Source organism: Paenibacillus sacheonensis, from assembly GCF_009909195.1.
In the GTDB taxonomy this organism is placed as follows: domain Bacteria; phylum Bacillota; class Bacilli; order Paenibacillales; family Paenibacillaceae; genus Paenibacillus_Z; species Paenibacillus_Z sacheonensis.
Map to the genome: position 1 here is coordinate 88,860 of NZ_JAAAMU010000022.1, position 21,795 is coordinate 110,654.

At 49.0% G+C, this 21,795-nt stretch carries 21 protein-coding genes; 5 read left to right on the top strand and 16 right to left on the bottom strand.

What is annotated here, in order from left to right:
• Positions 1 to 21 precede the first annotated feature (21 nt).
• The 10 genes from GT003_RS27685 to GT003_RS27730 form a co-directional block, all read right to left on the bottom strand.
• Positions 22 to 939 carry an ABC transporter permease gene (locus GT003_RS27685; RefSeq protein WP_161704113.1) on the bottom strand — a complete coding sequence of 306 codons (918 nt, stop codon included), beginning with the start codon at positions 937 to 939 and terminating at the stop codon, positions 22 to 24.
• A 114-nt stretch (positions 940 to 1,053) separates the two neighbouring features.
• The gene (locus GT003_RS27690) at positions 1,054 to 2,571 is read right to left on the bottom strand and encodes a DUF3502 domain-containing protein (protein ID WP_161704115.1); all 1,518 of its coding nucleotides are present in this window, start codon (positions 2,569 to 2,571) and stop codon (positions 1,054 to 1,056) included.
• Between the two features lie 203 nt (positions 2,572 to 2,774).
• Positions 2,775 to 5,060 carry a helix-turn-helix domain-containing protein gene (locus GT003_RS27695; RefSeq protein WP_161704117.1) on the bottom strand — a complete coding sequence of 762 codons (2,286 nt, stop codon included), beginning with the start codon at positions 5,058 to 5,060 and terminating at the stop codon, positions 2,775 to 2,777.
• Positions 5,061 to 5,582: 522 nt separating this feature from the next.
• The gene (locus GT003_RS27700) at positions 5,583 to 5,843 is read right to left on the bottom strand and encodes a metal-sensitive transcriptional regulator (protein ID WP_161704119.1); all 261 of its coding nucleotides are present in this window, start codon (positions 5,841 to 5,843) and stop codon (positions 5,583 to 5,585) included.
• Between the two features lie 51 nt (positions 5,844 to 5,894).
• Positions 5,895 to 6,398 carry a DsrE/DsrF/DrsH-like family protein gene (locus GT003_RS27705; RefSeq protein ID WP_161704121.1) on the bottom strand — a complete coding sequence of 168 codons (504 nt, stop codon included), beginning with the start codon at positions 6,396 to 6,398 and terminating at the stop codon, positions 5,895 to 5,897.
• Between the two features lie 49 nt (positions 6,399 to 6,447).
• Entirely contained in the window at positions 6,448 to 6,675 is a 228-nt protein-coding gene (locus tag GT003_RS27710; protein ID WP_161704122.1) for a sulfurtransferase TusA family protein, read from the bottom strand.
• Between the two features lie 12 nt (positions 6,676 to 6,687).
• Positions 6,688 to 7,833 carry an MBL fold metallo-hydrolase gene (locus tag GT003_RS27715; RefSeq protein WP_161704124.1) on the bottom strand — a complete coding sequence of 382 codons (1,146 nt, stop codon included), beginning with the start codon at positions 7,831 to 7,833 and terminating at the stop codon, positions 6,688 to 6,690.
• Positions 7,823 to 8,425 carry a sulfurtransferase TusA family protein gene (locus GT003_RS27720; protein WP_161704127.1) on the bottom strand — a complete coding sequence of 201 codons (603 nt, stop codon included), beginning with the start codon at positions 8,423 to 8,425 and terminating at the stop codon, positions 7,823 to 7,825. Before GT003_RS27720 ends, GT003_RS27715 begins: the two co-directional genes overlap by 11 nt.
• An 18-nt stretch (positions 8,426 to 8,443) precedes the next feature.
• Complete coding sequence (locus GT003_RS27725) at positions 8,444 to 8,764, bottom strand: rhodanese-like domain-containing protein (protein WP_161704129.1); 321 nt, start codon at positions 8,762 to 8,764, stop codon at positions 8,444 to 8,446.
• 10 nt (positions 8,765 to 8,774) lie between these two features.
• The gene (locus GT003_RS27730; protein ID WP_161704131.1) at positions 8,775 to 9,554 is read right to left on the bottom strand and encodes a sulfite exporter TauE/SafE family protein; all 780 of its coding nucleotides are present in this window, start codon (positions 9,552 to 9,554) and stop codon (positions 8,775 to 8,777) included.
• 220 nt (positions 9,555 to 9,774) lie between these two features.
• On the opposite strand from GT003_RS27730, the gene GT003_RS27735 reads away from it, so the two are divergent.
• Positions 9,775 to 10,446 (top strand): histidine phosphatase family protein, encoded by a 672-nt coding sequence (locus GT003_RS27735; protein ID WP_170312359.1) that lies wholly within the window; start codon positions 9,775 to 9,777, stop codon positions 10,444 to 10,446.
• 74 nt (positions 10,447 to 10,520) lie between these two features.
• On the opposite strand, the gene GT003_RS27740 is transcribed toward GT003_RS27735, so the two are convergent.
• From GT003_RS27740 to GT003_RS27765, 6 genes are all read right to left on the bottom strand, one after another.
• Entirely contained in the window at positions 10,521 to 11,180 is a 660-nt protein-coding gene (locus GT003_RS27740) for a hypothetical protein (RefSeq protein WP_161704133.1), read from the bottom strand.
• A 114-nt stretch (positions 11,181 to 11,294) separates the two neighbouring features.
• On the bottom strand, positions 11,295 to 12,122 hold the full coding sequence (locus tag GT003_RS27745; RefSeq protein WP_161704135.1) for a hypothetical protein: 828 nt from the start codon (positions 12,120 to 12,122) through the stop codon (positions 11,295 to 11,297).
• Between the two features lie 14 nt (positions 12,123 to 12,136).
• Positions 12,137 to 12,622, bottom strand: a complete 486-nt coding sequence (locus GT003_RS27750) for an anti-sigma factor family protein (protein WP_161704137.1) — start codon at positions 12,620 to 12,622, stop codon at positions 12,137 to 12,139.
• A gap of 6 nt (positions 12,623 to 12,628) precedes the next feature.
• Entirely contained in the window at positions 12,629 to 13,162 is a 534-nt protein-coding gene (locus tag GT003_RS27755; RefSeq protein ID WP_338046033.1) for an RNA polymerase sigma factor, read from the bottom strand.
• 44 nt (positions 13,163 to 13,206) lie between these two features.
• The gene (locus GT003_RS27760; RefSeq protein ID WP_239566138.1) at positions 13,207 to 13,668 is read right to left on the bottom strand and encodes a phosphatase PAP2 family protein; all 462 of its coding nucleotides are present in this window, start codon (positions 13,666 to 13,668) and stop codon (positions 13,207 to 13,209) included.
• Position 13,669: 1 nt separating this feature from the next.
• On the bottom strand, positions 13,670 to 16,786 hold the full coding sequence (locus GT003_RS27765) for an efflux RND transporter permease subunit (protein WP_161704141.1): 3,117 nt from the start codon (positions 16,784 to 16,786) through the stop codon (positions 13,670 to 13,672).
• A 365-nt stretch (positions 16,787 to 17,151) separates the two neighbouring features.
• Between GT003_RS27765 and GT003_RS27770 the strand changes: the two genes are divergently transcribed.
• The 4 genes from GT003_RS27770 (at position 17,152) to GT003_RS27785 (ending at position 21,574) form a co-directional block, all read left to right on the top strand.
• On the top strand, positions 17,152 to 18,600 hold the full coding sequence (locus tag GT003_RS27770; RefSeq protein WP_161704143.1) for a spore germination protein: 1,449 nt from the start codon (positions 17,152 to 17,154) through the stop codon (positions 18,598 to 18,600).
• Between the two features lie 30 nt (positions 18,601 to 18,630).
• Positions 18,631 to 19,719: a GerAB/ArcD/ProY family transporter gene (locus GT003_RS27775; protein WP_161704145.1), complete on the top strand. Its 1,089-nt coding sequence runs from the start codon at positions 18,631 to 18,633 to the stop codon at positions 19,717 to 19,719.
• Positions 19,716 to 20,780, top strand: a complete 1,065-nt coding sequence (locus GT003_RS27780) for a Ger(x)C family spore germination protein (RefSeq protein ID WP_161704147.1) — start codon at positions 19,716 to 19,718, stop codon at positions 20,778 to 20,780. Before GT003_RS27775 ends, GT003_RS27780 begins: the two co-directional genes overlap by 4 nt.
• A gap of 155 nt (positions 20,781 to 20,935) precedes the next feature.
• Positions 20,936 to 21,574, top strand: a complete 639-nt coding sequence (locus GT003_RS27785; protein ID WP_161704149.1) for an HD domain-containing protein — start codon at positions 20,936 to 20,938, stop codon at positions 21,572 to 21,574.
• Positions 21,575 to 21,795 lie beyond the last annotated feature (221 nt).

Sequence of the window (21,795 nt, forward strand, 5' to 3'; positions counted from 1 at the left end):
GGCGAACCTCCTTTGCCTGAACTAAAACAGCTTCGAATCGTTGTCGACCCGGCGGACGACCCCATTAAAGAACAGAATCGTCGCGAATCCCATGACGGATTGAAACAGCGCGACGGCGGCGGCATTGCTGTAGCTGTTCATATTCGTCGACCGGAGCGAGCGGTACGTATACGTATCGATGACGTCCGTCGAATGGAAGAGCAGCGAGTTATCGCCGATAATGCCGTAAATCAAACCGAAATCGCCGTAAAAGATACGCCCCAGGCCCAGCAGCGTCAGCACGATGATCGTTGGCCGCAGGAGCGGAAGCGTAATGTAGCGGATTTGCTGCCATCGTTTGGCGCCGTCGATTCTGGCGCTTTCGTAGTACTCCTCGGAGAAGCCGGTCAAGGCCGCCAAGTAGATGATCGAGCCCCATCCGGCGCCTTTCCAGACGAATATGATCGTCAGCAGGCAAGGCCAAACGGCCGGCGACTGAAACCAGTTAACCGGCTCATTGCCGAATTGGACCAAAATCCGATTGATCATCCCGTCTTGGCCGTTGAAGAAGTTGATGACCATCAGGTTCACGACCACGATGGAAATGAAATGCGGCAGGATGACAAGCGATTGCGTCACCTTCTTGAAATAAGCGCGGCGGATTTCGTTCAGGAGCAGCGCAATGCACAAGGAACAGATCGTGCCGGCTGCAATGAAGAGAAGATTAATATAGACCGTGTTGATCGTTACGCCCAGCCAGTCAGGGCCCGTGAAAAAAAACGCGAGATTGTCGAGTCCGATCCATTTGCTGCCCCAAAGCCCCTTTCCGGGAACAAACTGCTTAAAGGCCAATAGATGGGCGGACATCGGCACGTAGGAGAAAATAAAGACGTAGACGACAACGGGAAGCGACATGGCGTAAAGCCATTTGTTTTTCCGGAGCTCTCGCCAAATTCCCATGGTTGGTTCCCGCCTTCCGTTAAGGATGTACCTGATAAGCTCGAGGCCTGCAATTCCTTTAGGGGAACCGAAGGCCGCCGGCCCAATGGATGTCGTTGCGGATGAAAAGTGCTGCTACTTCTTGCTTGCCAAATAAGCGTCGAGTTGTTTCTGAAACGCAGCCTGCACCTTTTTGACGTTGTCGTATGCCGCTTTTTTAAACATCGCGATCCCTTCGCTCGGCTCCGTCACGCCCATCACGATCGGGTCGTAGAACTCCTTTCCCGCATTGCTCAGCTGCGCCACCTCGTTGGCGACCGGGCTCGGATCGAAGGTAAAGCCCGCCAGCGCGTCAGGCGTAAAATAGCTCGGATCCCGCTCCCACTTGTTCAGCGCGACGACATCCTCCGACAAGCTGGCATCGATGCGATCCAGCTTCGGATTCCAGCCCCAAGCGAACGGGATGCCCGCATACGGATTCGCTTGAACCGGCTTATACAGCCCTTCGCCCGCCTCTTCCCAGTTCTTGCCCTTTATTCCGTAGGCCAATAGATCGTAATTGTCCCTCTGATTCAGCCAATTCAGAAACTGCACGGCCCGGGCTTTGTTTTTGCTTACGACCGGAACCGCGATGAAATTTCCCGCTTTATAGGTCGAATTCAGCTTCATGTCCGGACTGTACAGCGTGAACGCCTCCGCGGCCGCACCCGGAACCGACTTTTCCAGCGAGGTGCGGGTACTGAGATTGACCCCGAAGTCATTGAAGGTGGATACCGCCGCTTTGCCTTTCGTGAACTCCGAATTGCGCAGCGTAAGCGCGTCTTTGGCCAATATGCCGTCCTTGTAAAGCTTGCGGTTCTGTTCGAACGTTTTCATGATGAGCGGGTCCATGTCGTCGAAGATATTATAGACTTTGCCGTCATTCCCTTTCGTGTACAAGCCGGGGTAATTGAGCACCGTCGCCAGATTGGCCGCCGGATCGAGCATCCCTGCCAGCTTTAAGCCGATATGCTCGGCGCCGTTGGGGATGAACGGCGTCAACCCCGGCTCCTTCTGTTTCACCGCATACATGAAGTCGATCAGCTCGTCATAGCTGGCGATCGGTTTGACGCCAAGCTTCTCCCGAATATCTTTGCGGATGACGAACGTCCATGGACGGATGAAGTTCACCTCCAGCGGTACCGCGTACTGCTTGCCGTTCACCTTGTTGGCTTCCATCAGCTCCGTCGAGCGTACGGCCTTAATGTCAGGACCGTACTGATCGATCAAGTCGTCCAACGGCTCGTATAGGCCGGCGGCGATATTTTGCACCGGGTTGTTATCCCAGATCAGATCATAGTCCTCCGCGGAGGAAAGCGCGACCTGACGCTTCTGGAGGACATCGGCCCATGGGATGAAAACGACGTTCAGCGTCACGTTAAGCGAATCGGCCATACGATTCTGCATCTCCGTCTTCACTTCATCCCAGTTCGCGGGCGGATCTCCGGGAAACATGATTTTGAGCGTAACCGGTTTTAACGTTGCGTCCTCGGAAGCCGGCAGGTTGGATTTACCGTTCTCGGCAGGCGGCGCCGACCCTCCCGAACTGCAGGCGGACAAAACAACCGCGAGCGCGAACGATGCTAGCAAGGGACCTTTTCTAAAGAATCGCATGGATTAATCCCTCCCGATATGATTCGCCCGGCAGCGGATGCGGCACGGCGCATCAACGACATGATCCGCTTGCCGGGCTGCTGTGATCGATCATACCCGGCTGCACGGCATTGCGGATAGTGCGGTTTTCATCAAACGGTACGGAAGTTGACAATGCGGGCGATAGCGATTTTACGGATGCGTTCGATATGCATCGCTTCATGCTACTTCTTCGCTTTCTCCAGCCGGTATTGGCCCGGCGTTATGCCGGTGGCCCGCTTGAACAACGAGAAAAACGTGCTTTTCGTCTGAAAGCCGGACTGCTCCGTAATATCCGCTATCGTCCAATCGGTCGTCGTCAGCAGATTCATCGCGTATTTGATCCGCTGGTCCGTTATATAATCGGATAACGATTGCGGATGATGGGCTTTGAATATTTGCCGGGCGTAGTTGACCGATATGTTCACGTGTTCTGCCACGTCCTCTACGGATAACATCGGGTCGTGCAGATGAATGCGCACGTAGGCCATCATTTCGGCGAAGCACTCTTCCTTACGGGCCGAACCGCTATGCTGACGCTGCCGATTCATCATCTGCAGAAGTTCTTGAAGCAGCCACGTCTTCACTTCGCCTAGGGTGGAAAACCGGTCAAGGAAAACATGAATGCTCTTCATCCCTTGAAACGTCTTGCCGTTTTTAAAGCTTTTCATGATTGAATAAATGATATGGGTCAGCTGCAGCTTGCATTCATCATAGCTGAGTCCGTGCATCTGCCGGGTGAGACTGTCCAGATCGGCCTCCAACGCGGCCGCGTCCCCCAACCGTACGGCATGTATGGCTTGCGTCAGCAGCCGTTCATCCGGTTCGTTTCCTTCGCCGGGCCGATACCGGTCCAGGTCGGCCATGGTGAATACCCGGTCCTCGTCGCACAGGAAACCCAACAGGGTCAGTTCGTAGACATGCTCGTAGGCCGGCTGAAGCTCGGCCCCTGCACCAAGCACGGAGCTGACCGCCGCCTGCAGCTCCAGCTTCAGCCAGCGCCTGATTTGAAAGCGAACGTCTTTCAACGCGTCCAGGATGCGGGCTTCCTCCTCGCCCGAAGCAGATGCCGAGATAAGCGCTACGATATGATCGGAACCGAAATCGACCGTTTCCGCGGCAAATCCGTGATTGTTCAGTACCTCCGTCATCATGTTCCCGAGTGCGTAACGCAGCAGCTTGCGAGACGTGAAATCGTAATATTCCGTAAACCGCCCGTACGATTCCAGACGGATTACCGCGATGCGGAACAGCCCCGTACGAAGAATCGCGGTCTGCTCGCGAATAAACCGCTCGACGGGTCCGGAACCGGAAGCTTGCGAGCTGTGGATCCACTGCCGGATCAGATCGTCTTTAATCAAGGCTTTGCTGCTCTTCAATGACAAGTCCTGCTGCTCGAGCCTGTCGACCAGACGATCGAAGCCGAAGTCAAGCCAGTCGATCTCGCTGCCGGCGTTCTTCGGATCGGAGATCGTCTCCTTGGACCCTAGCTTGGATTGAAGCCGCGCCGTCAAGTCGCTTATCGGCTTCAAACGGCGATACGATTGCCAGAACAGAAACAACAGCAGCGCAAGGACAAGGACGACGGAAGAGGCGATAATATCCACCCGGATACGATCGATTTGGGCTTGCCATGACGAGTAGAGCGATAATTGGTACACCCGCCACCCTTCGACCGGCAGCGATGCCGTCTGGACCGACCAGGTCCCTTCCCCGGAAGCCCACTCCCAAGAGGCCGAGACGGATGCGGGCTTGTCTGCGTTCGCCAGCTCCGACGCCAATTCCGCATCCGCGTTGCCGAGCATGAACGCCTCGTTCGGGCCTTCTACGATCATTTTGTTGTTCGGATCATCCTCGGAGATTTGCAGCATATGCTCATTCAGCAGCGGCTTGCTGAACAGAATCGACACGTATCCGCTGTAATTTCGGTTCTGATCGACTGCCGGCACGATAAGCGCGAGATACGATTCGCCCTGAACGCCGTGATCGAAAAATTGCAGGTATGGCGTCGTGCCTTTGTTTTTTATCGCGTGCAACATGGAAGGGTCGTAGAAATCCTGCGGCGTATAGAGGCTCGTTTCGGAGGAGGAGTAAATTTGGTTGATATTGAAGTTGAACATGCAGATGCTTTGGATGAACGGTTCGCTGCTCACGAATTCCCGCACGCTCGTGGCCGCTTTGTACAACGTCAACGGGGAGTAGTCGTCTTGGTTCATGTTCAGCCAGAGCGCGATATTTTCTTCCGAATAAACCCTTAGCGCAAACTGGCGTAATTTCTGCAGCGTGAATTCCGACGTTTGCACGGCCTGCTGTAATTTGTCCTGATTGGAGGCATGGATTTCCTCCATTGCGCTTTGCACGAACAGACGGCTTAAGTACATCGTAAACACTAAGGTAAGCAGGCATACGGCTATGGACGAGTATAAAAATAGACTGGCATACATCTTCCTCGGCTTCATCCGACTCCACATTCGCCTCCCCCCTTCCCGCATTCCGTTCGTTATGATTCGGATCGGTACTCGACTTGTCCAGTATAAAATTTTATTCCTCGCCTACGGCTTCTATTACAGACCGCGCTTAGGGTCAAACGGCGTCTCGGATCATAGCCGAAAGCCGCGGAATATGCAGCTTCATTCATTTGCCCGTCCTTTAGATTTTTATTTACCGTCGAACGAATTTCATATTATAATACATAGTATACAAGTCGGATTTGAGGGAGTTTGAGTTTATGTCACTCTTAAGTAAATTAACGCAAGAAAAATGCCCGCTCTGCGGCGAGACCCTATCCACTGATAAATCGAACTCGTTTATTTCCCATATCGTAAAGTCCTGTCCAAATGAACATTACGAAAAGGAATTTATTCCTGCATTAGAGGGATATATCGAGCATTACAAGGCTTCTATAAAGTAATACTTGTTGAACAGCATGCGATTTGAATTCAAAAAAATCATTAGCCTGATTGGCTAATGATTTTTTCATCTCTCGAACGAATTTAGCGGCTTTTGACCAGCAGCTCCACCGCTTGTTTGACCAGTTTGCTGGTATCTCCGCCGGCTTCTTTTTCTTCCGTAATGCACTTCTCCAGGTTTACTGCAACGATGTAGGCGATCGCTTTATCCGCTGCGCTTCGGACGGCGGATAACTGGGCGACGACATCCTTACAATGTTGTTCCTCCTCCATCATTTTCAAAACCCCGCGTATCTGCCCTTCAACGCGCTTTAATCTTCTTTTTACATCTTCATCGTATTGCATGAGATAACCTCCAGATCCGAGTACAGGTATAGGTATGATATCCGAGATACCTTAAATAAACAAATTCACTTTTGCATCCGTGGCATCACCCAAATATGCAGCGACGCCTGCGTATTCGATGCCTTCCATTAATTCTTCCTTTTGCAAACCGAGCAAGTCCATTGTCATGGTGCACGCCACTAATTTGACCCCCTGCTCTTTAGCCAATTCAATGAGTTCCGGGAGTGACAGCGCATGATGCTTCTTCATGACATGCTTGATCATTTTAGGTCCCATTCCGCCGAAATTCATTTTCGAGAGACCCAGTTTATTGGCCCCGCGAGGCATCATTTTAGCAAACATGTTTTCCAGGAATCCTTTTTTTACCGCTACGTGTTCATCTTTGCGAAGCGCGTTCAGCCCCCAAAATGTAAAGAATAACGTTACTTCTTGGTCAAATGCCGCCGCGCCGTTAGCGATAATGAATGCTGCAATAGCCTTATCTAATTCTCCGCTAAACAGAACAATCGTCGTTTTTTCTATGTTATCCTTCAAGATTTCCCGTCCCTTCTTCATTTTACATATACCAGTATGGGTATTCAATGTTTTCAAAAAAAATTGCATGTTAGGCTTTTTTAATCCAGAACTTGTATACGCCGTTTTCCTCCGCAGTGCTTAATAATTCATGTCCTGTGCTTTTAGCCCAAGCCGTAAGATCGTTTTTGGCACCTTTATCCGTCGCGTGCACTTCTAATACTTGACCTGATCGAAGTTCATCCATCGACTTTTTTGTTTTTACGATCGGCATCGGACAAGCCATGCCTTTAGCATCCACTATTTTATCGCTGTTCATTGTTTCTCCTCCTTATTTATCGTGAACGGCACAGCGGTTAGGACCCATTTCCATTTCTCGTTGTTCTTCTTTATTCGGCGTTATTTCTCCCCTATTGGCTTTGCGAATTTCTTGGTATGAATGCGGTTGAGGCGGCAGGCTTTCGGTTACCGTTCGACGGAATTCGCTCTCGTCTTCAATATTCAGTCCCGGATTTTCGCTGAATAGGGTTCCTAAGCGGCCGGATACGAGTCCGCCTTCGCCAAGTTCGGTAATTTTACCGAAATGAGCAGGAAGTACAATCAATTCTTCGGAAAGTTCTTTATAGCGGCCGTACAGGGTGTCACGAAGATCTCCTGCCCAATCTTCCGCTATTCCGGCCAAATCGGGACGGCCAATCGACTCGATGAAGAGAATATCTCCAGTCAAGATATACGTATTGTCTATAATGAAGGACGTCGATCCGATGGTGTGTCCCGGCGTGTAGATAGGCTGTACCTTAATGGTTTCTTGACCGACCGTGATGTCTTTACCTTCCGCTAGTTCCTCATACGCGAACGTTACTTCCTGTGCGTCTTTTGGCGGCAAATGATAAGAAGCGGCGTACATCTGAGCCAGTGCCCTGCCGCCAGAGATGTGATCGGCGTGAAGATGCGTATCGATCGTGTGGACTAGCTTTACGCTATTTTCTTGCATGAATTGCTCATATTGATCAATCATGCGGCTCGTATCGATAATGGCTGCTTCCCCGTTCGAGAGCACCATATACGACAAGCAGCCTTTTCCGATACGAACGAATTGATAAAGCTCGCCTCCGCCGGATAGATCGGATACCTTAACGGGTTCAAGGTGCTCGCTCCATGATTTCATGCCGCCTTCCAGGTAAGAAACATGGTTTAATCCAGCCTCGGCGAGTTGTTCCGCGACAAAAATGGACGAGCCCTCTTTAGCGCAAACCACGACAATTTCTTTATCGGCCGGGATTTTATCCAGAGCGGGACGCATGTCATCCAATAAATCAAAATAGGGAATGTTGATGATCTCTACGCTGTTGCCTTCAATTTTCCAATCACTGAAATCCGACTCATTCCGAACATCCAAGATGAATAAATCTTCGTGGTTAAGAATCCTTTTCGTTACTTCTTTGGCGGATACTTTTTGCGTCCTCCTAGCTGTCATTTTCATCCTCCTCATTTATTTCGTCCTTTTCGATTTCTCCTGTCCATTCATTCATGCCTTGAACGGCATTTATCACTTTAATGAAGCCGTTCTCCGCCAAATAGTGGCATGCCAAATCACTGCGGTTGCCGCTGCGGCAAACCAGAACGTATTCCTGACTTGGATCAAGCTCATTGATACGCTCTTCAAGGTCGCCTAATGGAATAGACTCCGCTCCAGGTATCCGACAGAAAGCATACTCGGCAGGTTCTCGCACATCTACGATAGTTAACTTTTCACCGTCTGAAAGTTTTTTTCGGAGTTCTTCATTGTCAATCGTATGCGGAAATTTGCGTTCTTCTTTGGTTTCTGTTGGATCCGATTTACGGATGTAATGCCGGAATACGCCGTTTTCTTCCTTCAATCCGATATATTGGTGGCCGGTGCGCTTCGCCCAGCTTTGTAGATCAGCCACAGAACCGCTGTCGGTTGCGCGTACTTCCAACACTTCGCCTGTTTTCATCTCTTCCATTGCTTTCTTGGTACGAATCACAGGGAGCGGACATGCCAGTCTTTCGCATTCCAATGTTCGGTTGACCTTCAAAGTAGTCATTCAAATATCCTCCTCGAATTAGTTACCGTATTGCAATTCGCCGGACCATTCCGACATTCCGCCGGTCATGTTCACGACGTTGTAACCTAAACCAGATAAATATTCACATGCTTTTTCGCTTCGCTTGACGCTGCGACAAACCACAATGGTTTCTTGTTTTGCATCAAGAACATTTAGTGCTCTGTTTATTTGACCCAGCGGTATGTGCGTGGCCCCTGGAATGCGTCCGGATTCCCATTCATCGGGCTCGCGAACGTCCAGTATGCGTACCTTTTCATTCCCTTTGATCCTTTCAAGAACCGTAGTCGGAAGCTGTTCTTTATATGTTTTTGTGCTCATTTTGATCCTCCTAGAATAATAGGGATATCCAAATTTTTATGACGGTAGCAGTGATCAATCCAGCCAAGATCCATTGAAGAATCTTTGTATTGATATGCTTACTTATTTTTGCGCCGATTGGAGCAGCTATGGTGCTTGCAATAATCAGAACTAAGGATGGCAACAATAACGTATGTCCGCCCATTAGTTTTCCTGTCGTTGACCCGATTGAAGAAATAAATGTAATGGCGAGCGAAGAAGCAATAGCGACCCTTGTTGGGATTTTGAGTACGACAAGCATGACGGGGACCGTTATAAATGCGCCGGCTGCCCCTACAATGCCAGAAACAGAACCGATGATTAGAGCTAAAGCAATGGCTAGAGGTTTTTTAAATGTCACTTGGTTTACGTCTTGTGCGTCAATCCCTTTTTTCGGCAGAAACATCATGACAGATGCAATCAGAGCTAATATGGCATATACGATATTGATTACGGAACTTGGCAGTGTGTTCGAAACAAAGCTTCCTAAGAAGCTTCCAGCGATGATGGGAATGCCCATGTAAACAACTAAGGTTTTATCGACGAGCCCTCGCTTTCGGAAAACGAGCATTCCCATGAAACTCGCGAAGAATACTTGTACTGCACTGATTGCTGTTACTTCCTGCACGGTAAAAGCCGTAAATCCGAGAGCTGACGGAATAAAGAGCAGCATCGGGTAGTTAATAATCGAGCCGCCGATCCCCACCATCCCGGAAATGAATGAGCCCAAGAAGCCAATGACGAATAGGGTCATAATCCATGCCAAATCCATGGGGCTCCTGCCTTTCTAATTTAAAATCCTACACAGCTCCCTCATACCCCATGGGGTATAATTTCGAGCAAAAAAATTCTGCTCCGGATTCGAGCAAAGACCTTGCGTACCCCCTTTTCAACTAATACATATACCCGTAGGGGTATGCCAATAATATAATAAACTTTTGCTTTTAAGTCAACACTAACACGATGGGAAAGTCATACATTCCGAAAGGACGATGATAGTTGTGTACCTTAAAATAAGCCTTAAAATAAAGATCGCCTTCGTAATTTATAGCCTTCTTCTCCTTTTTGCCGTTACGGGAGTTGATGCTCGCAATCCCGACCTCGACCTTGGAAACAAGCATGCGCTGCTCGATAATTTGAAAACGGGCGGGTTCATTATTTATTTTCGGCATGGAGAAGCAACGATTGGCCAAGATCAACCGAATCTTAACCTCAATGATTGCCAAACGCAGCGAAATCTGAGTCATCTTGGCAAGGAACAAGCGCAGGCAATCGGAGACGCTTTTAGGAAAAAGCCCTTTCCCATTCAATGGCCGGTCGTATCGGACCCCTATTGTCGAGCAAAGGATACGGCTGAGATTATTTTCGGCAAAAAAAACGTAACCATTGAACCCCAGTTAGCCGCCATTGAAAAATTAAAAGTAGAAGGTCTTCCGAACGTTGAGAAACAACAAATATTATCGGATTTAACGAAACGATTCGAAACGCCACCTGCTCGCGGTTCAAATACAGTCATCGTTGCTCATACCTTCCCGCCTGATGTGGCTCTTGGCGAGATTCCAAACCTGGGAGCTGTCATCATAAAGCCAAAAGGATTCGGCAACGGGTATGAAGTCTTGGGGAGAATTACGCCCGAAGAGTTAATCAGATGGTCGGAAACCTAATAAAAAACCCGGACGATCTCAATCGCCGGGCTGCGGATCAGGAAAGGATCATGAGGTCACGAATGGCATCGGTTTTATCGCTCTTGCAAGGTCTGATTTGCACGATTCGCCGACTTATCCAGCAAATAAACGAGACCGCCGACGGCGAGGGCTGCCGCGGCGGCAAGGAAAGCCGAGCCTCCGGCATGCAGCCAGAGCACCGGAACCCAAAGTACGCCGAGCGTGCGGTGCACGGTCCGCATCCATTTGTTTCGGATCTTATGGATGAAATAACCGTAACCGGCCAAAGCGAGCAAAATCGCAAAGCCAGCAAGACCCGTATAAATATGCTCATCGTTTATTTTCGTAAATAAGAAATAGGTGCCATGGACCGCAATCAGAATGACGGTTCCCCAGCCAAGCAGCTTATGGAGCGAATAAAGCAGCTTTCCAGCCTGCCTTACAAGCTTCGACGGCGACTTCCGCTTTTTCTTAAACCAAAACCAGGAGAAGCCTGCTGCTCCCGCAAATATAGCTATTGTGCCGAAAGTCGAAAAATAACCATCTAGTGCGCCTCCTTCTCCTCTTTCCGGCCGCTGTCCCCCGCCGGGAGGCATTCTACCGTTATCGCCTCGTGGAAATTGCGAGTGGAGCTCTCCCCTGGAAGGAGCGTAAACGTAATAGCAGACGACAAGAATTACCGCTGCAAGGAGTGCAATGGCCGCAGGAATCCAAACTTTTTTGCTTTTGCTCATGTCAGTCACCTCTAAAAAGTGGATATAGTTTCATTTTCGGCTTCTCTAAAAAAAGCTCGACATAAAGTTACCTTGAGTGATGGCGGTTTCTTTATGTCAAGCTATCTTAATGAACTAATCGTTCTTCGTTTTCTTGCGCTTCCCCGCTATCCATTGGGTACATATCCCCAAAGAGACGAATCCAACGACCAACAAGAGGATCCAGCCAATCAGAGGGATACTCGAAAACGCGGTCAACATGCTCGCGCCGATAAGCACTTTTACCCAATCGGGCATTCGTTCCGAGCCCTTGATCATATCGCCGATCCGATAACTAATGACGGTCATTCCCATAGCCAATGCGACGAGCAGCGCCAGCAGTATCAGCACCAGAATCGGAATGCCTATCACGGTAACAAGCAGCAATGCGCTTAACGCCGCAATAACCAAGCCGCTTAGAAAACCGGCATATAAGAGCCTGCCGAGGGACTCATGCTGATACCGTTCCGTAAAAGCGATGATTTTCTTCTTGCCGAGGACCCTGATCAGGACCGGTACAAGAACCATTAGCAGGTTCCCGGCCAGCTGCAGCACCCATAGGCTCAGCACCAGCCCGCCGCCGATCAGAAAACTGTTTTGCGTCGCGTTATCCAGCGAAATGTCATAGATATCGTCCCCCAAAGCAGCGCCCGGATCTTGGTCGACCTTCCCTCCGATCACGACGATCACGCCGGTAACCCTAGCCGTACTGCCCAGATGGAGGTTGCCGTTGATGACGACGACAATGCCCTGCACCTGTCCGAGGATATCGGCATCGCCGCCGACGACGTACACGTCGTCAACGCTCTGGCCTGCAGGTACAGTGGTGTTCTGATGTTCAAAAAGACTCTTCGCCGATGCCATGCCGGGTATGAGCAGCATGAACAGCATGAATAAGCAACCGGCATAGGATAGTTTTTTCAATGCGATCCTCCCTTTCAACTCGCCGAGGTTCGAAGCAGACGTTTGAGTGAAACGAAAGAGGCCACAAGGATGAATAAGGAGAGGACGATCGTCCCCCCGGTTAAGGCGGGTACGCTGAGAATGAAATGCGAACTTGCATAGATCAGCGTAACCACCAATTTAGACCATCCATGTATAAGTTTACCGATGATCGCTCCCGTTAACAGATAAAACAGGCCAAGCGTCAACAAACCTAATAGAAGAGCCACAATCCGCCCATTGCACGCGAATTGTCGTTTTTCTTCCGCTCCAATGGATTGCATGACCCTTGCTTCGAGATCGAAGGGTGCTTCGATCAGGCTGAAAGTCTGCACGAGGTCATCATTGTTGCCAGCCAAGTCTTCCAGCAGCGCCTGACAGGACGCGCACGTCTCCAGATGAGCTTCGATTTCCCTTCTCTCATCTGGAGTCAGCTCGTCATCGAGGTAGGCCGACAACTGTTCCTCTGGATGTTTGGTCATTCCCAGTCAGTCCTCCCTTCTTAATTCTTTCCGTAAGTTAATCCTGGCTGCAAACAGCCTTGACTTCACCGTTCCAAGAGGAACATCGATCATTTCCGCGATTTCTTCATAATTATAGCCTTGGATTTCATGTAACAATAGAACTTCCCGATGACCCACCGAGAGTCTGCTAAGCCCTTCTTCCATGGATAACTTCTCCAACGGGTCGGCTGCATGTTGATCCGCTATCCGCCCGTTCTGTTCTTCACTCATTTCTTGAATGGGCGCATTCATGCGTTTCTTTAATCGGTCTTTGCAGAGATTGCCCGCAATTCGAAGGAGCCAAGAAGAAAACGCATACTCGTTATCCAAACTTGATAAGGAGTAATAAGCTTTAATAAATGCCTCTTGCGAGACGTCTTCCGCATCCATTCGATCGCCTAACATCCCTACCGCATATCGATAAACATGGCCTTTAAAACGTTGGACTAAGTCCGCAAAAGCTTCCCGATCGCCACGTTTGGCTCGATGAATGATATGCTTCAGTTCCTCATCCACCACTCGCTCACTCAACTCCTACCGGAACGGAACCAGGAGAATTCACGTCAATTCGCTACTAGCATTGCTCCATTGTCTTGAAGCTTCCTCAGAACTTCAAGCAAAATGACGTTCAAAGTTATCCATACGCCGCCGAAAACGTAACCGGCTGTCACATCGCTTGGAAACTGCACGCCGGAATAAATACGGCTAATGCCGACCAGCAGGCAAACGAGGATATGGCTGTCGTGTCTAAGCAATAAAAAGGCCGTGAATCCGCATACCGTGATCGAAGTAAGCGTTTCTTCGCTCGGAAACGTATTGATGAGCTGGATACCGGCTGCCACCGGCCCAGGACGGTGAAAAAGCATTCGCAACTCATCATCAAGCACTTCCCCGCCGAGTACGCAAAATCCTGTATCATCCCGAGCATTAGCGAGACGAACAGCGCAGTCCGTAGCCATATTGTTCGAGCCATGTTGTCCAATCCCACAAGGATACCCCTCCTCTTCCTGTAGTTGTAGTTTCAACCTAAAATAATCCATTCATCCGGTTTACCGCATCCGCGTTCCGTACAGCCTTGCCTTGCATCCATTCGTAAATAATCGGAATCACGACAAAGCTGTTGAGCGTGGACGTGATCATGCCGCCGATGACCACAATGCCGAGCACCTGCGAAATGACGGTATCGGAGCTGTGCGATAACGCCAGCGGGATTAAAGTCAGAACGGTTGTCCCTGCTGTCATGAATATCGGACGAACCCTGGAGAGACTGCCTTGCATGACGGCATCCCGAAGTCCCATGCCTTCTTTGCGATTTCGTTCGATTTTATCGATCAGGACAATTCCGTTCGTTACCACAATCCCCGTTAGCATCAACACGCCGATGAATGCGGCGAGGTTCCATTGGCCGTGAATGGCGTACAAGGCGAGTACGACGCCGGACAAAGCAAGCGGAATGCTGATCAATACGGCAAACGGTGCTTTCCAGCCTTTAAATACAAAACTTGTGATGAGCAGCACAAGCAGTAAGGAAATAAGGACCGCGATCGAAATTTCGATAATCATTTGCGTCACTTGTTGGGTAATGCCGCCAAGCGAATACGTGACTCCGTTCGGGAGCTTCATCTCTTTTAAGGACTGAGAGACTTCTTTCGACACTTTGCTCATGTCGCTTGAAGTAATCTGAACTTGCACGACGGAGAATGGCTGACCGTCCCGTTCTTGAATAGAAGACACGGCGTCGCTCTTATGAATCGATGCGAATTGGTCCAGACGATAAGTCTCGCCGGCACTTCCGGTTACCGTTTCGGCAGCCATCGAGTCCAATACTTGCTCTGGCGTATACACGAGAACCGAATTATCGTTCGTAACGCCTGACTTGACGGAATCGATATACACATCGACCGGGATCGTACCCGTGGACGTTGAGATGTCAAAGTCTTTCACTTTGGACGTGTAACGCGCCAACAGTTTATTGATATCATCAGGATTAATGCCAGCCTGCAGCACCTTTGCTTTATCGATCGTGATCGCATATTTCGGTACGCCGTTCGTCAGATCCGTTTTCCCTGTCACGCTCAGACCTGGAATGGGAACCAGCTTCGTGCGGACTTGCTGAGCCGTGTTTTCCAGCGTGGTTTGATCGGCGCCGGTCAACATGATATTGATGGTGGAATCATCGCCGGCGATGTTCTGATTCGTTACCGTAATCGCCGAATTATGGGCCACTTGATTCAAATCGGCTTGCAATGCCGGAATGATCGTATTGACATCCTTCTTGTTCTTTAACTGGATGGACAGATTCGCCACGTTCGGCTGTTGAATGAACCCTCCTCCTTGGTCGAAGACGTCGTCTGCCGTTGGCGTGAAGGTTGATCCAAACGTCGCTGAGTAGGAAGCGATCTTCGCATTATTATGCAAGACGCCCTCCACGTTCTTGACTTCTTTGTCCACTTCGGACAACGGCGTTCCTTTCGGGAGCTCTACTTTGACGGCGACCTGACCGCTTGCCGTGCTTGGCAGAAGGCTGAACGGAAGCTGCGTTGCGAATGCCCCCGCGGCTATAAACAGCAGCAGCGAGATGCTGATCACGGTTTTCTTGTGCTTCAATGCGGATAGAAGAAGCGGCTTCATGAGCGGTTCGAGCGTGACCGCTTCCGCCTTCGAATCTCTCCATCCCATATAAGCGAATGCAGGTATCACTAACATGGCAACGAGGAAGGATACGCCTAATGCAATAACGACCGACCAGGCAAAGCCGGAGTAAGACGCACCGATGATTCCGCCGACTAACGCAATCGGTACATATACGGCTACCGTCGTTGCCGTAGAAGCGAAGATGGCCGGCAGCATCTCGACCACCGAAGAAGACAAAACGCCTAACACCGGTTTACCTTTGTTCTCCTGAACGCGTCTATACATGTTATCCAAAATCACGATCGCATCGTCGACGATACGTCCCATGGCGACGATAAGTCCGGATACGGTCAAGATGTTCAGCGTAACGCCCATGGATTTCAAGATCGCTGTCGTAGCAAGCAGCGAAATCGGCAGCGTAATGGCAATCAATAGCGTAGAGCGTACATTTCTGAAGAAGAACAGCACGCAGAGCACGGAGAATAGGCAGCCCAATAAGCCTTCACGAACTAGGCCCATTAATGAACCGTTCAGATCCTGCGCGCGGTCCGTTTGAAGCGACATCGCGACATCGCCGCTTTGAACGGCCGATATGCCGGAAACGCGCTCTTTTACGTGTTTGGCGACATCCGTGATCGTTGCCGTCGGCGTCTTGATCACATTGATCATCACGCTTGCTTTGCCGTTCGTTCTGGAGACGGTTTTCACATCGGTTAACGATTGGGAAACCGAAGCAACGGCCGACAAGGGGATGCTGCTGCCGTCTTTGTTCTTAATGGAAAGATGGTTCAGTTGCTGCTCCGTGAGATCCCATCCTTCTACCCGGATCGGGAACGAAGCTTTCACGTTGGCAATGCTCCCTTGCAGGCTCGGTACGTCTGCCGTTATGGATTTATTGAAATCGTCCAGCGTCAAGTTGTGCGCAGCGAGATCTTTCATGCGCAGGACGACAACATAACCTCGGTTTGCCCCGCCGACGGTTTGGACATCCGAGACGCCGGGTACGGATTTCAATTGCTTGACGATGTCGGTTTGCAAGGTGGATTGCAGCGTCAGATCGTCTACCTTGTTGTTATTTGCCGTTAGGCTATAACTCAATACCGGAAACGTGCTCGACGTGAGTCGGGTTACCGCAGGTTTGTTGACTCCATCGGGCAATGCGGCATCGTTCAAGGCCTGTTTAAGCGCGCTCTCCGCTTTGTTCATATCGTAATCCATGGGGTAGTAGATATTCATCAAGACCCCGCCGTCGTAGGAGGTTGTTTCCAGGTTGGTTATTCCGTTCGTTTGACGGATGGCGTCCTCGAGAGGCGCCGTAATATCCTTCTTTATTTGATCCGCTTGGTAGGATGAAGCACGCAGCGACACCATTAAGGTAGTGTTATTGATGCCAGGCAGGTAGTCTCTCTGCATTTGTAAGGCCGAGACCGCCCCCCATCCCAATATAAGCACGACGCATACTAAAATGATGGTCGATCTTTGCATGACTGATTCGATAATTCGTTTCATGATTGAAGTCTCCTCTCCTGTCTATATAGGGAAAGACTTCGTTCTGGGCAGGATTGTTCATCGACGCTTCAAAATAAATTTTGGGAATACTGCCTTGAGTGCCTACCATCTCCGGTACGATGGGTTAGTCACGGGTCATAGACCTTTTGAGCAGCGTGCAACAAAATAAAAAAAGGAGCGAATACTCGCCCCTTCCGTTCCCGCATGCGCTTCGGTCGCCGAACGAATTCTTCATCATCGACCATAATCCGACTGATGATTGCGCTGCTTCATCCGGATAGATTTCAAGGCCGTATACGAACGTATAACGAGCTCCGCACAGGACATAATGATACAAAAAGTTACAGGAAAAGGCTGGATTTTACATGTTCGATATCCCTAAAATATGGGAGGAGTTTAGGGAATCCTCTGATTTCGTTTATCTGCGCCAATCCAATCATGTCGATCATTATTTGATCTGTTTTCTCAAATCCATAACGGATATAAACGTTCTTAATGAACAAATTCTTGACTTTATCAGCAAAAACGCAGGCCTTCTCTTCGACGAGTTATTCGAAGAGCTGCCTATCGCAGAAAAAGAGCTCTCCTCCGACTGGGATGAGATACGAAACAAATTGCTTCTCGGATACGTAGCCATTCAACAGGCCCCGACTGCCGAAACCATCCTGTTAAATGCGTCCTCATCGAAAGGACGTACGGTATCCAAACCCGAAATCGAATTCAATGTCGAGGGTTCTAAAGAAGCCCTTGTCGAATCTTTGGATATCAATCTGAATTTGATTCGCAAGCGGCTGCCTGTCGCTTCGTTGCGAATAAAAGAACTCCATGTCGGGGATGTCTCCAAGTCGCGAGTGGCGATTTGTTACATCGAAGACATCACGAATGAACAATACATACAAACCTGTCTGCAGCGGATCGGGGACATACAGTTCGATACGGTTACGGATATCACCGTCATCCAACAAATTATGGAAGACAATTCGAATTCGATCTTTCCGCAGATGCTTGGGACGGAACGAACGGATCGGATCGTATGGGGTTTGACTTTGGGGCAGGTTTGTATTGTAGTTGACGGGTCACCGAATGCGATTTTGGGCCCCGTCACATTCCAGCATTTCTTCGCCTCGTACGAGGATTATTATCTGCCCTGGCTAATAGGATCCATTATTCGCATGATCCGCTTTACTTCCGTGATGTTCTCCATTTTAGCCTCGTCCGTATATGTCGCCGTTTTGACGTATCATGGCCATGGAATATCAAATGCATTTTTACCGACGATTATTGCTTCCCGAATCAATGTTCCTTTTCCTCCTGTGGTTGAGGTTCTCATCATGGAATTGGCCATTGAGCTTCTGAGAGAAGCCGGAGCGAGATTGCCGTCCAAAATTGGGCAAACAATCGGAATTGTTGGAGGCATCGTACTCGGAACCGCAGCCGTTCAAGCTTCGCTGACAAGCAACTTCTTGTTGATCATCGTCGCTTTGTCCGCCATGGCTTCTTTTACGACGCCTGTATTTCGAATGAGCAATACGATACGGATCCTTCGATTTCCGTTTATACTCTTTGCTCAACTATGGGGTTTGCTCGGAATTTTCATGTGCAGCATCATCGTCGTCACTCATCTGCTGCGTCTTACTTCGCTAGGGATGCCTTATCTTGTTCCGTTTTACCCGCTGCGATTGAAGAGTTTAACGGATACGATCATCCGCCCACCCTATTCCAAATTTCATCAGCGGCCAGGGTTCTATCGGACTAAGAATCCGGCCAGGTTTGATAAACGAAAGTCAAACTTGAAAAATGACATTGACGAGTAATGACGGGTATTGGCTCAGGAGGGAAGGATAGTGACTTCGCACATACATGAACGCAAAACCGTCTCTCCTTATCTCACTTTCGTTATCGTTCACGCCATGCTATTCGGAATCGACTTTTTGTTCCTTGTCATTAAGCCGATCCAAATGGCTGGCCAAGATGCCTGGACTGGCGTCTTGCTTTGCTCAGTCGGCATCCATATTGTCATTGTTATGATGTACAGCATCCTTAACCGCCATCGGACGGATCTGATGCATATTCATATCCGCCTGTTCGGTCAAGGGATCGGCATGATGCTCAATATGATTTTTACAGTCTATTTTCTATTCGTAAGCGTCTATCAAGTGCGGTTATTCATTGAAGTGATCCAAGTTTGGGTGTTTCCGGAATTGAAAACCTGGTCACTGGCACTGGTCCTGCTGCTCATCGCTTACTATATTATTTCTGGCGGTTTTCGCGTTATCGTTGGCATTTGCATGTTTAGCCTTATTAACACGCTCTTTTTTGTAACGATATTTTTCATGATTCCTTATTTTCATTTCAACAACTTATTGCCCGCCATGAGTCACTCGCCCCATGATATTTTCGGAGCAACGAAGGATTTGACCACTTCCTATATGGGAATAGAAACGCTCCTCTTTTGCTACCCGTTTATCAAAACACCGGAAAAGTCACAAAAGTGGGCGCATTGGGGAGTTTTATCCATGACTCTCATTTATGTTGTGGAAGTAATCTTCACGATAATAACGTTCAAAACGGAACAGTTGTCGGATGAATTATGGCCGGGATTGACGAAATATAAATTCATCCAGTTCCCTTTCGTTGAACGATTTGAATTTATCGGATCGTCAGCCACCATACTGCGACTGTTCCCCGTCATTTGTTTATCTATATGGGTCTCCAACCGTATCATGAAGTTTACGTTTGCTATTAGGCAACGAAAGGTTCTCCCGTTTATGTTAGGTTTAGTTTTTATCGCAACCTGTTTAATTCCGAATCGCGTAGGAGTTGACCTCGTTCACTCCTGGATCAGGCAGTCAGGGATTAGCGTGATCTTTGGATATATCCCTGCTCTCTTCCTATTCGATATCAGCAGAACAAAGGTGAAGAAAACGAAGTGAAACGGACCTTTTGCACGGTGTTGATGATCGGCCTGTTATTGTCGGCTTGCGCCAAACAACAAATTTTGGACAAGATCAACCTGTTTATTGTCGCCTCATTCGACGAAATATCGAGAGATCAACTGGAAATCACATTAGTGGTTCCTCGGTTTCAAGCGGGCAAGCCCGAGGCCGTGTCCGATGAATTGTATTCGAAAATAGGCAACACGAGCACCGGAATTCGCGAATCCTTGCGTGCGCAAATGGACAAGCCATTGCAGCCCGGAAAGCTTTCCGTTGTCTTATTTGGCAGCGACAAAGCCTCGAGCGGGATAGAAAAGGAGTTGGACGTCCTGTTGCGCAATGCCTTTTTCTCGCGCGGGATGTACTTGGCCGTGGTGGACGGAAGGGCCAAAAACGTATTGGAAGCAAACTTTAATAAAAAGCAAGAAAAGGGAATTTTTCTTTACCATGTCCTTGATGCAAACACGAAAAACGGCACCCTGCCTAGCCAGAATCTGCATGAATTCGAATATGCGCTTGTAGGTAAAGGCCTAGACCCTTATCTGCCTCTTATTCGAAACGATCATGGTCGCGTCGTTGTTTCCGGCACCGCGTTATTCAAAAATGACAAGTTCGTCGCAACCCTGGACTCCAGCCAATCGAGGCTTATGAAACTGCTGTTGGAGAACGTGAATGAAGGTATCTTTGAAGTTAAACTTGACAGCGGAGCATTCTTGGCGATCGAGAATGTCGGTTCCACTGTGAAATATCATATGAAAAATGAAGCCATCCTGATTAGCCTAAACATGAACTGCAAAATAAGAGAAGCAGAGAGATATTCGACTTCAGACGAGCATCTCCGTTCCCTAAAAAAACAATTCAAGGAGCAGCTCCATCAAGAAGAGACGGAACTCATAAAAACGTTTCAAAAGAAGGCGATCGACCCTCTAGGTTTAGGCGACTTCGCAAGAAGCCGAAATCGACACTGGAAGGAAGAAGACTGGATGCGCCAATATCCGACGATGAAAGTGGATGTAGACGTTCACGTCAATATCATGGAAAGCGGGATCAAACTGTAAATTGAGCGCAGCCTGTTGCTCGATCTCCTAAGATACCATCTCCCAGATCCATTAGCTCTATCTATCGTTTTCATAGAAACAATTGGATTGATCTATGTAACTCATGAACTTACAATGATTGGGCAAGACATCATTCATTGTGGGGGGTTAACTTTATGCCGAATACCGTTGCAAATATCGTTATACCTGATAGTCAGCTGGCGACTCAAGCAGCGGAATTGCTGCGTGATCATGGAGATGAGTTACTGTGGAATCATTCCAATCGCGTTTTCCTTTTTGGAGCCATTCAAGGGCAACAGGTTGGCCTGAAATTCGACGCTGAGCTGCTATATATCAGTGCATTGTTTCACGATTTGGGATTAACCAAGAAGTTTAGCAGCCCCGACAAGCGCTTCGAGGTTGACGGAGCGAACGCTGCCCGTGATTTTCTGCGGTCGCAAGGCGTACCGCAGGAATCGATTCGCCTTGTTTGGGACGCGATCGCGTTTCACACGACGATCGGGATCGCTCAGTACAAGGAGCCAGAGGTTGCGTTGATTTATTCCGGTGTGGGGTACGACGTCATGGGAGAGAATTTCGAAGCGCTTTCGGCGGAGGTACGGGAACAGGTCATTGCCGCATTCCCTCGTAACAACTTCAAACAAAAGATCCTGCATGCGTTCCTGGAAGGATTCAAGCATAAGCCGGAAACGACATTTGGAAACATCAAGTCCGATGTATGCGAACTTTTGCTGCCAGGATACAAACGCCCTAGTTTTTGCGACTGCGTACTTCATAACCACTGGGACGAATAGCCAGAGCTCAACAGCTGCTTACCCGTTCCCTTACAACATGCAGATAGCGCGAACAACGGCAGCTGATCGTTTGATGATATGCTCCCCATACGGTAGACAGGTGAAATAATAAAACCTGTTATCGTTAGGGGAGTTTTTTATGTCTCTAGGAAAGTATAGTGCTTTGGAGAAACTTGCTATTCTCGAAGAAGTATCAAATGGGGAAATTGGTTTTCTGGCAG